Origin of the sequence: Mesorhizobium sp. Root102 (genome assembly GCF_001425625.1) — a bacterium.
Classification (GTDB): Bacteria; Pseudomonadota; Alphaproteobacteria; order Rhizobiales; family Rhizobiaceae; genus Mesorhizobium.
Map to the genome: position 1 here is coordinate 1 of NZ_LMCP01000012.1, position 14,424 is coordinate 14,424.

Here is a 14,424-nt window from a genome sequence, read left to right on the forward strand (position 1 = left end):
TGTTGATTGCCACTGAGAACTGACCCGGCAACCCAGGATATTTCCATCGAGAATTGACCCATGTTTGACCCTTACCCTGCGTTTTTTCAGCGGGGATTACGGAGTGATCGACATGGCATTATTGAGCGTGATGCGACGCTGGCATTATCGAGAACATTTATCGATCCGAGAGATTAGCCGTAGGAGCGGCCTGTCTCGGAATACGGTGCGCAAATACCTGCGGGTAGACGAGGTGGAGCCGAAGTTCAAGGTTCCAGAGCGGCCGAGCAGGCTTGACGCATTTGCCGACCGCTTGTCAGCCTGGCTGAGGACGGAGGCCAAAAAGAACCGCAAACAGAAACGCACGATCAAGCAGCTTCATGCCGATTTGCTGAGCCTTGGCTATGAGGGGTCATACGGTCGTGTTGCGGCTTTCGCTCGGGAGTGGAAGGCTGATCTGCAGAGGGAGTTACAGACGACAGGGCGCGGAACATTCGTGCCGCTTTCGTTCGATCCTGGTGAAGCGTTCCAGTTCGACTGGTCCGAGGACTGGGCGATCATCGGCCATGAACGTACCAAGCTGCAGGTGGCCCATAGCAAGCTAAGCTACTCCAGGGCCTTCATCGTCCGGGCCTATCTGCTGCAGACGCATGAGATGCTGTTCGACGCCCATAATCATGCCTTCCGTGTCTTTGGCGGCGTTCCCCGGCGCGGCATCTACGACAATATGCGGACAGCGATCGACAAGGTCGGCCGCGGCAAGGAGCGCGACGTCAATGTCCGCTTCATGGCCATGGCCAGCCACTATCTCTACGAGCCTGAGTTCTGCAATCCGGCCTCTGGCTGGGAGAAGGGACAGGTCGAGAAGAATGTGCAGGATGCGCGTCACCGGTTCTTTCAACCGATTCCACGCTTTCCATCACTGGAAGCCCTGAACGACTGGCTGGAGCTTCGATGCCAAGAGTTTTGGCACAAGACCCCGCATGGAAAAATGCGCGGCACCATTGCCGATATCTGGGCCGAGGAAGCCCAGGCTCTCATGCCAGCGTCCCGTCTCTTCGACGGCTTTGTCGAATACACCAAGCGGGTCTCCCCAACCTGCCTCGTGCATCTGGAGCGCAACCGCTACAGCGTTCCGGCGTCCTTTGCCAATCGGCCCGTGAGCCTTCGGGTCTATCCGGATCGTGTCGTTGTCGCTGCGGAGGGTCTGATTGTCTGTGAGCATCGCCGCATCATCGATCGTTCGCATGATCGACCAGGGCAGACGATCTATGACTGGCGGCACTATCTCGCTGTCGTTCAGCGCAAGCCAGGCGCCCTACGCAACGGAGCACCCTTTGCCGAACTTCCCGATGCATTCAGGTCGTTGCAGCAGCATTTGCTCAAGAAGCCGGGCGGCGATCGCGAGATGGTCGACATCCTGGCACTTGTCCTGCAACACGACGAGGAGGCCGTGCTCCTGGCCGTTGAAATGGCGTTGGAAGCCGGTGTTCCAACCAAAACCCATGTGCTCAACCTTCTCCATCGGCTCGTCGACGGCAAATCGCTCACGCCCCCGACCATCAGCGCTCCCCAGGCTTTAACGCTCACCAATGAGCCGAAAGCAAATGTCGAACGCTACGATGCTTTGAGGAACGCCCTGGAGGTGCGCCATGCGTCATAACCCTGCCAGCGGCGCAATCGTCATCATGCTCCGGAGCCTGAAGATGCACGGCATGGCGCAAGCTGTGGGCGAACTCACCGAACAGGGAGCGCCAGCGTTTGAAGCTACCATTCCGATCCTGTCGCAACTGCTCAAGGCCGAGACGGCAGAACGTGAGGTCAGGTCCACAGCATACCAGCTCAAGATCGCACGCTTTCCAGCCTATCGCGATCTCAACGGCTTCGACTTCGCCAGCAGCGAGATCAACGAGGCACTCGTGCGGCAGCTTCATCGCGGCGAGTTCATCGAGGACGCCAACAACATCGTGCTCGTCGGCGGCCCCGGAACAGGCAAGACCCATATTGCGACCGCTCTCGGCGTGCAGGCCATCGAGCATCACCACAAGCGGGTTCGCTTCTTCTCGACGGTCGAGCTGGTCAATGCGCTCGAACAGGAGAAGGCACAGGGGAGATCCGGCCAGATCGCCAATCGCCTCGTCCATTCCGATCTCGTGATTCTGGATGAGCTTGGCTATCTGCCGTTCAGTGCATCAGGTGGAGCATTGCTCTTCCATCTGCTGAGCAAGCTCTACGAACGCACTAGCGTCATCATCACCACAAACCTCAGCTTCAGTGAGTGGGCCAGTGTCTTCGGCGATGCCAAGATGACAACGGCGCTCCTCGACCGACTAACCCATCNTCAAATTCGTCCACACGGCCTAGCGTCATCATCACCACAAACCTCAGCTTCAGTGAGTGGGCCAGTGTCTTCGGCGATGCCAAGATGACAACGGCGCTCCTCGACCGACTAACCCATCATTGCCACATCCTCGAAACCGGAAACGACAGCTTCCGGTTCAAGAACAGCTCAGCCCACGAGCCTAAAAAAGCAAAGGAGAAAGCCAGAACCTTGACCCTCAACACCGAACCGAAACATACATGAAAGGCGGGTCACTTCTCGGTGGAAATGCCGGGTCAGTTCTCAGTGAAAATCAACANAAGCCAGAACCTTGACCCTCAACACCGAACCGAAACATACATGAAAGGCGGGTCACTTCTCGGTGGAAATGCCGGGTCAGTTCTCAGTGAAAATCAACACACATAACGCCTAATCTCGCTCTCGCCGCTGCCAGCCCCGCCGGTGAACAAAGGCGAGCCGTTCAGCACGATGCCGAAGCGGCTGCCGCCATCGACCGCCGGTCTCATCTTGGAGAGGAGATGCATGAGGAACAGCAGCGAGCCATCGGAGACCCTGGGCAACCCGGGGCCGAACCTGCCGTTGAAGCCTTGGCTCTCGTGTTCGGTGCGGACGGCCTTCTCGACCTTCTTCCATTCGACGCCGAAGGGCGGATTGGACAGCATGTAGTCGAATTTTTCGTGCGGATGGCCATCGTCAGAGAGCGTGTTGCCGAAGATGATGTTGGCGACATCCTGCCCCTTGATGAGCATGTCTGCCTTGCAGATGGCATAGGACTCCGGGTTCAACTCCTGCCCGTACATGACCAACGAGGCCTTGTCGTTGTGTTCGACCAGATGCTCACCGGCGACCGACAGCATCCCGCCGGTTCCCGCTGTCGGGTCGTAGATGGTTCGCACCACGCCGGGTTTCGACAGGATGGCGTCATCCTCGACGAACAACAGGTTCACCATCAGGCGGATGACTTCGCGCGGCGTGAAGTGTTCACCGGCGGTTTCGTTGGAGAGTTCCGAGAACTTGCGGATCAGTTCCTCGAAGATCAGCCCCATCTGGTGGTTGTCGACCTTGCCGGGATGTAGGTCGATCCGGGTGAATTTCTCGGTGACCTGATAGAGCAGCCCGGCCTTGGCCAGCCGCTCCACCTGTACCGCGAACTCGAACCGCTCAAAGACGTCGCGCACATCGGGCGAGAAGGCCTGGATGTAGGCGAACAGGTTCTGGGCGATGTTGTCCTGATCGCCCATCAGCTTGCGCATGTCGAGCTTTGACGTGTTGTAGAAGGTCTGACCGGCCTTGCGCAGAACGAAGGGTTCCGGGTTCATGCCCTGAGCAACCTTTGCGGCATGTTCGGCCAGCACGGCTTCCTTGGTCGGCTCCAGCACACAGTCCAGACGCCGCAGAACGGTAAAAGGAAGAATGACCTTGCCGTAATCGGCCTGCTTGTAGTCGCCGCGCAATAGATCCGCGACGGACCAGATGAAGGATGAAAGTGCCTGCTGGTTCAATTTGCGATGCCCCTGATGATCCGGAAGGAATACACCGCATCGGGTTAACGACCGCAACTCCTAGGGAGAATGTTTGGTGCCGAAATGCGACCGACCCATCCGATAGACGGCAATCCAGAAATCAACCCTTATCGCGCCGGGCGAACCGCGCTTGGCGTAGCAGACAACGCGCGACCGTTTTGATCGTCGGAGATATGATATCGCGATCTAATTCAAAATTTTTTTCGCGGGAAGTTGCAAGCCATAGTCGGCCCTGTCCCAAACGCCCCTTGAAAAAGGGTGTACTCCTTCGGCCGGATCGGAGTGCATTGTTCGCGTGGCAAAACCGATGATCCGCGCCGAGAGCGCAATTCAAAAATCCGCTTGGCGCTATTTTCTTTTCCAAAAGCAATGTGAGCGGTTGTGCGCCATCGCCAAAATGCCCAGATGGTCGGCGGGACAACCGGTCGCCTTTCAGGCCGCTGGTCCGGTCAAATGCGATGGAACCCCAAGATAAGCCGGGAGTGTTGAGGTGGATTGTGGGCGGGGGCGCCCCATGCCAGAGGTCGGCATTGGAACCGTTTCCCGCAAGGCAAGCGAGGATGCCAGACAGCGGCGCGAGTTTCGCGAGGAAATCACAGCGTTCCTGAAAAAGGCCGCTCAGGCCGCAAGGGTTGCGGGGCGCAGAGTGCTCCAAATAACGCAATGAAATCAATGCTGTTTTTGCTAAGTCATTGATTTTAAAGGGTTTTTTCCTGTATAATATATACTCTTTCTTTTTCCTTCCTTGGCTTACACGTTAGGAGGAAAAGGAGGGTTAAAGAGGAAAAGGTTATACAGTGTATGGTCGGCGTTTTTTCCGATCATTGAAACGCCATGGAATTTTTAGTCTATGGTAATCTAGGGAATAACCATAGACTAAAATAAAGTCGGGGTCTTCGATGGACCCAAAAAACGTGTGTTGTAGAGGCCGCGTCTCCACCACCTTCCGGTTGCAATGGCCTGCCAGCGCCACAGCCGGTACGTCCTACACTCTCAACCTAACTCACATCACCACGCAGGCACTAGCTTTGAAAGCTTGAGGCCGGCGTGAGGGAGATACTCTATGTCCTCGCTCCGCGAAAAGCTGATCGCCTCCCGTGCCCGCATCGCTGACCCTAGACATTGGATCAAGGGTCAGTTCGCCCACGTATTCACCTGCACCCACTTAGCCTTTAAGCGAGGCAACGAGCGAACGTGAGTTGGTGGCGCTTCGCCTTTGGGTCATACGGCGTCAGGGAGGCACCCTGCAGGGCTTCCGTCCGCCTGAGGCTAGCAGGGACTCGGCGCTGCAACATGGCGCTGTGAGGCGCCTGTCTGACTCAGGAAACGGCCATGCAGGATTTTTGTCCGCTTAATCGGCACCATCCGCGCTATCCGGCAGCTTCATGTCTAAGGGATGCATCTCCTCAAGCTTCTTTATTGCGGCCTGCAATCGCGGCCTACGTTGTTCACGGCCATCTGCCCTCAGCTCGTCCAGGCGATCCAATGAAACAGTCGGGACGAATTCAACCGACGTCAGATTGCCACGCAGATAACGGAACTCCATCTTCATGGCGCCCACAAGGTCCACGCCGTTGGCGATTACAGCAGCGAGTTCATTCAGTCGGGCGGCAAACCCGAACAGCAATGCTGTCGCCGCAGGGCACTGACGCGTGGCAACATTGGCGACGAGCATCTCAAAACCTTTGGCCCACATGACCTCCCCGATGCCGCGGCCAGAACCTTGGTTGGGAGACTGTGCTGCGTTCAAATACGGGCGCACGAAATCCTCTTCGTAGAGAATTCCTTTGTCGCCTCTCGCCCACACGATTTCTGCGTTGCCACTCTGGTTGACACGTGCGTCCAAGAAAACGCGAGGTGTCCTTTTTTGTTGGACGACGAGTTCACTCCAACCGAGAGGATCAAGGAGCAGATCAACGTGTCGGGGCTGGATACCAAAGTCGAATGCGGCGTTGACCAGCATCCACTTCAGCTCGGGATAAATCTTGGAGCGTCCGGCTCTATGTCGCTTGCGGGCGATTACCAGGTAGTCGGTACTCGAAACTGTAGGATCGAATTTTTGAGGCATTGTTTGAAATCCTTGGATGCCCGGCAAAGCGAGCGGTCATTAGGCTCGCTTTGGAGAGCGGAAACTGCTGGCGTGGATTTGTCGGTGAGCGACCACTATCTGTTGGGATGAACGTTTCGTTCAAAACGCCGAACGATATGCTGGTATGAGTCCGGCGCTGTGTAGCCGGCGTCCGTCACTAATTTGGCAGCGCGTTTCATCGCATTAATCGTGGGTTCGATTGCGTGGAAGGCGTCGTCGTCATAGTGAAGATCTAGCTCCGAGGCGAGTTCGCGCAAAAGTTCGTTCAGCGCGGTCGCTGTCGTGGGGTCGATTTTCATTCTGTAATTCCCGCGTTTGGCTATCGGCTTGGCCGAGGCTCAGGTAAAAGACGATGGAGATGCCTATATATCACATTCAGTATCTTTATACTGTATACGATAGATAGCACTATGGACCCCTCGTTCAAGACGCGAGCGTAAATTTATTCTTGGAGGCCCGAATGCCAACGACAGACTGGGAAAACCTGCTCAGCAATTTCCTAAAGGCGGAATTGAAAACGAAGGGTGTCACGTATGCGCAGCTTGCCGAAAAATTGGAGGATCTCGGGGTTCACGAGAAAGAAGCCAACATCGGCAATAAACTCTCTCGCGGCCGATTTAGCGCTGTCTTTCTTGCCCAGTGCCTCAGAGCCATTGGTTCCGAACGACTGCGACTAGACTGAGCGAGTCGGACGGGCGGCACCGATCTGCAAAAGGCGGCCTGGAAAGCTACCAAACTGCTCAAGTGACGACGGGTTGTGGAGGCCTGGGAAGCCGAATTTTCTCAACGGCCTTCGCGACCGTTTCAATACCAAAGTGGCGATACCCGCCGGCCACGGACTTGAAGGCATGTCCCTGGATATGGTCTGCTACGCTGTCCTGAACTTCGGCTTCAACGGCTTGTGATTTCCACCAATGGCGAAGGGCGTGGTTCGGCGCCTTGCGCGGATCCACAAAGCCTTGCTCGCGGATCCACGATGCAAGATGGTTTGTAACGCCCTTGGAGGCGTGCGTCTTTGCCGGCTTGCCCGAAGAGCGCCGATAAAAGAGGGGTCCATCACCTCGTTGCTTGACGAACTCTAGGAAGCCGGCTGCAACCACGGCGGAATGAATTGGAACGGTACGTTCCGAGCCCTCGTTCTTTAATGAGCCTCCGTCAGGAGCAGGCATTATGCGCATTACGTCGATACCGTCTTCGCGGCCTATCGAACTTCCCCAAAGTTGAGCGATTTCGCCGATCCGAGCGCCGCTGGTCGCGGCAAGCCAAACCAGCCAGCGTCTTCGAGGTGTGCCTTTCTGTTCCGCCATCGATAAAAGACGACCGACCTCTTCCGTCGAATAAGGCAACATTCTCGTGCCAGCCTTGTTCATCGTGGCGGCACGAATGCCGATAGCCGGGTTTTCACTAAGAAGTTTGTTATCGATAGCGAAACGGTAAAGGACGTTCACCGCCGCTAGGTACGAGCCGTTGATAGTCTTGGCCGCTAAGCCCTCGGCTACCAGCTCATCCTTCCATGAAACCAGATCGGTGTCTCTAATGCGGCGCGCGTCTTCATGGCCAACGTGGGTTTGCAACGATTTAATTGCCGTACGCCAGGTCGTTTGCGTACTGGCCGCAGGGGAGCGTTCCGAAGCCCATTTCTCGAACAGGCTCTGCAGAGCAACCACACCCGTTTGGACGAAAGCAGGGAAACGCGCTGCTTTCGGATCCGGTGAGTAGTCACCATCCGCATTTCGCTTAAGCGCAAAAGCAGCGTCGGTTACCGCCTGATCAACTGCTGTTAGAAGTCTTCCTCGGGCCTCTGAGTCCACGATGATGGCATGAAGCCCTAAGACCCAAGAAACGAGACCACCAAACCGCCGCTCAATCGCGGCCGGGTTGTTCGAGGGCTGCAGCGCGTTCACGCCTTCGGTAAGATCCTCCCCAAAAACGGACGCCGCAATATCGTTTTCGTCGGGAAACGAAAATCCAATAGACGGAAGATTATCCAATCGGCCTTCGCGTGCTGCTCGATTTAGAGCTTTGAATGATGCCCAGTCTTTCGGTGTGCCGGGGTTCTCCTGAAACGCGTCGACGTACAACCGATAAATCTCTCCTGACAGTGCTATGATTTGTCGTTGAGATAGATTTTTTGGACCGAGCCGCAGGGCTTCGTAAGCTCGTTCGAGCTGGGTTACCGCTATGCTGGTACGGACCTTCGCGAGGAGTTTGTCGCTTGTGTCTAGCGAAAAGCTGACGACGTCGCCTAGCTTGGGTTGAATGAACAGAGGCGGGCCCACCTTGCTCTTCGGAAAATGCAATATGACGCGCTCGTTTCGCGCGACCTTCAAAATATCGGCCGGGACTCGCCTAATGAACTGATGCGACGTCGAGTTGGGTCGCTTAGTTGGGGAGGTCATTCGTAAGGCCATGTGCAGCACCTTTGTGTAGCAGTCGATGACCCGGAAACCTAAGGTTTCCGGGAAATCAAGAGCTTACAAAGGGATTGGTGCCCAGAAGAGGACTCGAACCTCCACTCCTTGCGGAACACGGACCTGAACCGTGCGCGTCTACCAATTCCGCCATCTGGGCTGGTGCGGGCTCATGTAAGCGGGCAAGCGATGTGTGTCAACGCGCTTTTTTCAAAGCCGTTTACCGCTTGCCGGCTCAAGGACCGTCAGTCGTCCAGCACTTCCTTGGAAGCCACGGTCGAATCGGCGTTGAGCTGGTAGATGACCGGCACGCCGGTGCCGAGTTCCAGCTTGACGATCTCCTCGCCCGACTTGCCGTCCAGCGCCATGATCAGCGCGCGCAGCGAGTTGCCGTGCGCGGCGACCAGCACCGTGCCGCCGCGCAGCACGTGCGGCTGCAGATCGTGCAGGTAATAGGGCCAGACGCGGGCGCCGGTGTCCTTCAGGCTTTCGCCGGCGGGCGGCGGCACGTCGTAGGAGCGGCGCCAGACATGCACCTGCTCCTCGCCCCATTTCTTGCGGGCGTCGTCCTTGTTGAGGCCCGAGAGGTCGCCATAGTCGCGCTCGTTGAGCGCCTGGTCGCGGATGGTCTTCAGGTCGCTCTGGCCGACCGCGTCGAGTATGTGCTGACAGGTTTTTTGCGCCCGGATCAGCGCTGAGGTGAAGGCGATGTCGAATTTCATGCCACGCGCCTTGAGTTTCTGGCCGGCGGCCTTGGCCTCGGCGTGGCCCTGTTCGGTCAGGTCGACGTCGCGCCAGCCGGTGAACAGGTTCTTCAAATTCCATTCGCTCTGGCCGTGGCGCACGAGCACGAGGGTTCTCGACATGTTTGCTCCCTTCAAGAGCAATTCCAGGAAAGTGTGAAGCGGTTTTCCGTCCGGAATTGCGTTAAAACAAAGAGGTATGGATGGTCCGTCTCAGCTGAGGCCGAGCACGTCCCGCATCGAATACAGTCCCGGTTTGCGGCCACGCGCCCAAAGCGCCGCCTTGACGGCGCCGCGAGCGAAGATGGCGCGGTCCTCGGCGTGATGGGACAGCGTGATGCGCTCGCCGGTACCGGCCAGCAGCACGCTGTGGTCACCGACCACCGAGCCGCCGCGCAGCGTGGCAAAGCCGATCGAGCCCGTCTTGCGCACGCCGGTGTGACCGTCGCGGACGCGCACATCATTGCCGGCCAGCTCGATACCGCGCCCGGCGGCGGCGGCCTCGCCGAGCAGCAAAGCGGTGCCCGACGGGGCGTCGACCTTGTGCTTGTGGTGCATTTCGAGGATCTCGATGTCGAAATCGTCGGCGTCGAGCGCGCGTGCCGCCTGTTCCACCAGCACTGCCAGAAGATTGACGCCGAGGCTCATATTGCCCGACTTGACGATCGTCGCATGGCGCGCCGCCGCCGCGATCCTGGCATTGTCGTCGGCCTTGCAGCCGGTCGTGCCGATGACGTGGACGATGCGCGCCTGCGCCGCGTAGCCGGCGAATTCGACTGATGAGGCCGGGGTGGTGAAATCGAGCACGCCATCGGCCTTGGCGAAGACCGGCAGCGGATCGTCGCCGATCGCCACATCGATGCGGCCGACGCCGGCGAGCTCGCCGGCGTCCTTGCCCAGATAGGGCGAACCCGCCCGCTCGACCGCGCCGATGACCCGCGCGCCGGGGATGGTGTGGATGGCGCGGATCAGCGTCTGGCCCATGCGGCCAGCAGCGCCGACCACCACCAGACCCATACCACTTGCTGGCTTGTCGGTTGCGGGCGTCTCGCTCATGTCTTGCTCCCGGCGATGCTCTGCGTCTCGGTGTTGCGAATTGGGCCTTGGGCCGAAGTCTGGATCGGCGCGCTGTCATCGACAAGCCCCAGGCCCTTGATGCCCTGGATGCGGTGGAACCGGGCATAGACGCTGTGCGGATCGGCCATCAGCGAAGCGTGCGTGCCTTCCTCGACCAGCCGGCCCTGTTCCATGACGATGATGTGGTCGGCGTTGACCACCGTCGACAGCCGGTGCGCGATGACGATGGTGGTGCGGCCTTCCATGACCTGGGTGAGTGCCTGCTGCACGCGCGCCTCGGCCTCGTTGTCGAGCGCCGATGTCGCTTCGTCGAGCAACAGGATCGGTGCCTGGCGCACAATGGCCCGCGCGATCGATACGCGCTGGCGCTGCCCGCCAGAAAGCGTCACGCCGTTCTCGCCGACCGGCGTGTCATAGCCCTGCGGCTGCTGGCGGATGAAATCATCGGCCGCGGCCTGCCTTGCGGCCTGTTCGATCTCGGCGTCGGTGGCGCCCAGCCGGCCGTAGCGGATATTGTCGCGGATGGTGCCTTCGAACAGATAGGGCTGCTGCGAGACATAGGCGATGGAGCCGCGCAGCGACTGTTTGGTGACCTTGGAGATGTCCTGGCCGTCGATCTCGATGCTGCCTGCTTCGACGTCGTAGAAGCGCTGCAGCAGCGCCACCAATGTCGTCTTGCCGGCGCCCGAAGCGCCGACGATGGCCGTCACCTTGCCGGCGGCCGCGGTGAAGCTCAGATCGTGCAGGACCGGCGCCTCCTCGACATAGTGGAAGGAGACGTTGTTGAAGCGCACTTCGCCGGAGGTGAACTTCGCCTCGGCTGCGCCCTGCGCATCGCTTTGCTGCGGCTCGATGTCGAGAAGCTCGTAGATCATGCGCGCATTGACCAGCGCGCGTTCCATGCCGACCTGCATGCGCGCCAACCGGCGGGCCGGATCATAGGCGAGCGTCAGCGCCGTGATGAAGGAAAACACCGCGCCGGGCGGCTGGCCGAGAACGGTGGCCCGATATCCGGAATAGGCGATGACGCTGGCGAAGGCGATGCCGGCCAGCAGCTCGGAAACCGGCGTCAGCCGCTCGGAGACGCGGGCGATCTTGTTCGACCGCTGTTCCGCGTCCTCGGCGAGCTTGCTGATGCGGCGCGACAGCTCATCCTCCATGGTGAAGGCCTTGACGATGGCGATGCCTTGCGTCGCCTCCTGCATGGCGCCGATCAGCCGCGAGTTGATCTGCACCGATTCACGCGTGATGCGCCGCACCCGACGCATCAGGTAGGTAACGGTCCAGATCAGCGGCGGCCCGATCAGCAGCGAACTCAGCGAAAGGACCGGATCCTGGTAGAGCATGACGCCGACCAGGCCGACCAGCGAGACGGCGTCACGCGCGGTCGAGGTCACCGTCATCGACAACAGGTCTCGAATGCCGTTGACGTTCTCGTTGACCTGCGCGGCAAGCCGCCCGGACCTTGTGTCGTTAAAGAAGCTGACGCCGAGCTTCATCAGATGGTTGAAGATGCGCTGCTGGTAGCGCGCCACCAGATTGTTGCCGATCCTGGCCATCGTCACCGCCTGGCCGTAGCCGGCAAGGCCGCGCAGGATGAAAGCGCCGAGCAGTGCGGCGCAGATCCAGGGGATCAGGTCACCACGCCGTTCATAGAAGATCTGATTGACGACCGGACTCATGATCCAGGCGGCAAGCGCCGTCGTCGCCGACACGGTCAGCAGGCAGAGGATCGTGAAAATATACGCGCCGCGGTACTCGCGGCCGTTTTCCTGGAGAATGCGGCGGATGACCGCCACGATCTCGCCCGCACGGGGTTTCGACAAATTGGGGGGCTGAAATGTCAAATCGGAGCGCTTCGTAGGTTTCCGCTTCCCGCGGCCGGGCAATTCGGCACCCCTCTTAACGCCAAGGGGCCGGCTTGCCTATGCCTTGGGGTGACTAACTTCGTCGCGCCACCGCCGCCCTTCCGTCTGGACGCCGAAGAGCGAGGGGTTGCGGGCATAAGCGGCAAGGCCCAGAAGTGCTGCCAGCGGATGGGTGATGACATAGACCGGCATGGTGCGCATCAGCGCGCTGTGCGGCGCCTTGTCCTCGAAGGCGGCGCGGAAATTGCCGGCTTTCAGCGCCGGCACGATCTTTTGCGCAATGCCGCCGGTGAGGAACACGCCACCACGGCTCATGAACACCAAAGCAAGATCGCCGGCGGTGCGCCCGAGGCAGGTGACGAAAGTCTCCAGCGCTTCCTCGGCAACCGGATCGGTTTTCGCCAGTGCGGCGGCCGTGACTTCCGCCGGCGTGGTGAAGGGCGACGGCTTGCCGTCCGCCTTGGCCACCGCCCGATAGACATTGACCAGACCCCGCCCACACAGGATCTGCTCGCCCGAAATGCGGCCCTCGAGCTTCTCGATATGCGGGAAAACCTCGAAATCGCGCGGTGTGCGCGGGCCGATGTCCATATGGCCGCCCTCGCCCGGCACCGGGATCCAGTGGTGAAGCGCATAAACCAGCCCGGCGACGCCGAGCCCGGTTCCCGGACCGAGCACCACGCGGCCGGCATTTGGCTCCGGCGTGCCGCCGCCGATCTTCTCCATGTGCTCCTCGCCGAGCGCGACGACGGCGAGCGCCTGCGCCTCGAAATCATTGAGCACGACGATGTCGCTCAAGCCAAGGCTGGCGAACATTTTTCTTGGCTTGACGATCCATGGGCAGTTGGTGAGCTCGATCTCATCGCTATCGACCGGGCCGGCCACCGCCAGCACCGCCGAATTGGGGCGGACCGATGAGCGGTCGAGCACGGCCGCCTGGATCGCCTCGTCGATGGTGTTGTAATTGGCGGTCTGGACGACGGTCGGCTCGCCGGCCTCGGAATTGGCGTCGAGCACGATCGAAAAGCGCGCATTGGTGCCGCCGATGTCGCCGATCAGGATCGGAAACCGCAACAAAGTATCGTCATCGCCTGTGCCTGGCATGCTCTCGTCCGTCCCCGGCGCCCCCGACGGCATCTAGCCGTTCTCCCGTTGACTAGCGCATGAGTTTGAAAAGGGAAACGGTTTTCGAACCCGGCAGCGCGCTGAGGCCGGCTCTGCGGCCAAACGGCCACTGTTTCGCAGAAATGAGATCCTAAACCGATTGAGCCTGCCGATTGGTGCCGCGACCGTCAGTTTCCCGGCGGCCGTGGCCGCGGCAGCGGGGCGCCGATCTCGGGGGTCGCGGTGAAGGCGTTCACCGCACTTGGCAGTCCTGCCGTGCCGCTGGCCGCGGTGGCGGGCAGTGACGGCGCTTCGGGTTCAGGCGCCACCGCAACCGGCGCGCCGCCGCCATGATAAGTCGCGGCCTCGGCGGAGGCCGGCGCCGGCGCATCGAGCACGGCGCGGCATTCGCGGGGCAGGTTCGCCATCGTCATCAGGTCGCGGGCCTTGGGCGCATCCGGGTTCTTGTTGGGGCGCCACGGCTCCTGCGTGAACCACCAGGCCAGCGGCTTGCCGCAGCCGTCATCGTCCGGCGTCGCTTCCTGCGCCTTGCAGCCGGGCGATCCCGGCTGGCAGCCGATGCGCATGTGGAAATGATAGTCGTGGCCCCAGAACGGCCTGACCTTGCGCAGCCAGCTGCGGTCGCCCTTGACGGTGTCGCAGAGCTTTTTCTTGATGCCCGGATTGACCAGGATGCGCTCGACTTGGCTGTAGCTCGCTGCCCGCTTCAGGAGCCTTGTGTGCGCCGGCGTCCACAGCGCGTCCTTCACCAGATGGGTCTTCTCGTCGACCATCAAGGTGGCGCTCATGCTTTCGCGCTGCGCCATCGACAGCGGGTGGCTGGGCATCGGCGTCAGCCAGATGTCGGCGTCGAGCCCGATCTGGTGCGACGCGTGGCCGGTCATCATCGGGCCGCCGCGCGGCTGCGAGATGTCGCCGATCAAAAGCCCTGGCCAACCATCGGCCGCGGCATCGCGCGACAATTTCTCGATCACCGCGATCATCGTCGGATGGCCCCAGCGGCGGTTGCGTGACGGTCGCATCACCTCCCAGGTCGGACCATCCATGGGAATGGCGACGCCGCCGGCAAAACAGCCCTTGGAATAGAAACCGATCGACTGTGCTGATGTCGCGGCCGGCAGCTTCTTGGCGCCGAACAGGTCCTTCGCCCGTTCCTCGGCCGCTGCCGGCTGCGTGGCGAAGCCGACGAGGGCAAACAGACCGAGCGCGGCGGCCAACAGGGGCGTTTTGCCGAGAAATGGCAGCATCACTGTCTTCATGAAACCGAA

The 14,424-nt window shown here is 60.1% G+C and carries 12 protein-coding genes, 1 tRNA gene and 1 pseudogene; 4 read left to right on the forward strand and 10 right to left on the reverse strand.

Going from position 1 to position 14,424, the window contains the following annotated elements; all coding sequences use genetic code 11:
• Nucleotides 1-112 precede the first annotated feature (112 nt).
• The 3 genes and pseudogenes from istA to ASD12_RS33010 form a co-directional block, all read left to right on the forward strand.
• Nucleotides 113-1,642: an IS21 family transposase gene (gene istA / locus ASD12_RS11100; RefSeq protein WP_156398589.1), complete on the forward strand. Its 1,530-nt coding sequence runs from the start codon at nucleotides 113-115 to the stop codon at nucleotides 1,640-1,642.
• Nucleotides 1,632-2,319 (forward strand): IS21-like element helper ATPase IstB (gene istB, locus ASD12_RS11105; RefSeq protein WP_156398588.1); only part of this gene is annotated, 688 nt, incomplete at its 3' end. The genes istA and istB, both read left to right, overlap by 11 nt.
• A gap of 1 nt (nucleotide 2,320) precedes the next feature.
• Nucleotides 2,321-2,563 (forward strand): annotated as a pseudogene (locus ASD12_RS33010) (ATP-binding protein); the annotation flags it as partial.
• 149 nt (nucleotides 2,564-2,712) lie between these two features.
• Here the strand turns inward: ASD12_RS33010 and ASD12_RS11110 are convergent.
• From ASD12_RS11110 to ASD12_RS11120, 3 genes are all read right to left on the reverse strand, one after another.
• Nucleotides 2,713-3,822: a class I SAM-dependent DNA methyltransferase gene (locus tag ASD12_RS11110; RefSeq protein ID WP_200953696.1), complete on the reverse strand. Its 1,110-nt coding sequence runs from the start codon at nucleotides 3,820-3,822 to the stop codon at nucleotides 2,713-2,715.
• A gap of 1,372 nt (nucleotides 3,823-5,194) precedes the next feature.
• Complete coding sequence (locus tag ASD12_RS11115) at nucleotides 5,195-5,911, reverse strand: hypothetical protein (RefSeq protein ID WP_056585347.1); 717 nt, start codon at nucleotides 5,909-5,911, stop codon at nucleotides 5,195-5,197.
• Nucleotides 5,912-6,006: 95 nt separating this feature from the next.
• A complete protein-coding gene (locus tag ASD12_RS11120; protein WP_056585349.1) occupies nucleotides 6,007-6,231 on the reverse strand; it encodes a hypothetical protein in 225 nt (74 codons plus the stop codon).
• A gap of 161 nt (nucleotides 6,232-6,392) precedes the next feature.
• Between ASD12_RS11120 and ASD12_RS11125 the strand changes: the two genes are divergently transcribed.
• Nucleotides 6,393-6,614, forward strand: a complete 222-nt coding sequence (locus tag ASD12_RS11125) for a DUF6471 domain-containing protein (RefSeq protein ID WP_056585351.1) — start codon at nucleotides 6,393-6,395, stop codon at nucleotides 6,612-6,614.
• A 58-nt stretch (nucleotides 6,615-6,672) separates the two neighbouring features.
• Here the strand turns inward: ASD12_RS11125 and ASD12_RS11130 are convergent, their stop codons facing one another.
• From ASD12_RS11130 to mepA, 7 genes are all read right to left on the reverse strand, one after another.
• Nucleotides 6,673-8,232, reverse strand: coding sequence for a tyrosine-type recombinase/integrase (locus ASD12_RS11130; protein WP_162252245.1), 1,560 nt, complete (start codon nucleotides 8,230-8,232; stop codon nucleotides 6,673-6,675).
• A gap of 186 nt (nucleotides 8,233-8,418) precedes the next feature.
• A tRNA-Leu gene (locus tag ASD12_RS11135) sits at nucleotides 8,419-8,503 on the reverse strand.
• 85 nt (nucleotides 8,504-8,588) lie between these two features.
• Nucleotides 8,589-9,209, reverse strand: coding sequence for a 2,3-bisphosphoglycerate-dependent phosphoglycerate mutase (locus tag ASD12_RS11140; RefSeq protein WP_056585355.1), 621 nt, complete (start codon nucleotides 9,207-9,209; stop codon nucleotides 8,589-8,591).
• A 90-nt stretch (nucleotides 9,210-9,299) separates the two neighbouring features.
• Nucleotides 9,300-10,142: a 4-hydroxy-tetrahydrodipicolinate reductase gene (dapB, locus tag ASD12_RS11145; RefSeq protein ID WP_056585357.1), complete on the reverse strand. Its 843-nt coding sequence runs from the start codon at nucleotides 10,140-10,142 to the stop codon at nucleotides 9,300-9,302.
• Entirely contained in the window at nucleotides 10,139-12,010 is a 1,872-nt protein-coding gene (locus ASD12_RS11150) for an ABC transporter ATP-binding protein (RefSeq protein ID WP_056585358.1), read from the reverse strand. The genes dapB and ASD12_RS11150 overlap by 4 nt, the downstream gene beginning before the upstream one ends.
• Nucleotides 12,011-12,088: 78 nt before the next feature.
• Complete coding sequence (locus ASD12_RS11155; protein ID WP_056586762.1) at nucleotides 12,089-13,135, reverse strand: glucokinase; 1,047 nt, start codon at nucleotides 13,133-13,135, stop codon at nucleotides 12,089-12,091.
• Between the two features lie 188 nt (nucleotides 13,136-13,323).
• Nucleotides 13,324-14,415: a penicillin-insensitive murein endopeptidase gene (mepA, locus tag ASD12_RS11160; protein ID WP_056585360.1), complete on the reverse strand. Its 1,092-nt coding sequence runs from the start codon at nucleotides 14,413-14,415 to the stop codon at nucleotides 13,324-13,326.
• Nucleotides 14,416-14,424: the final 9 nt, after the last annotated feature.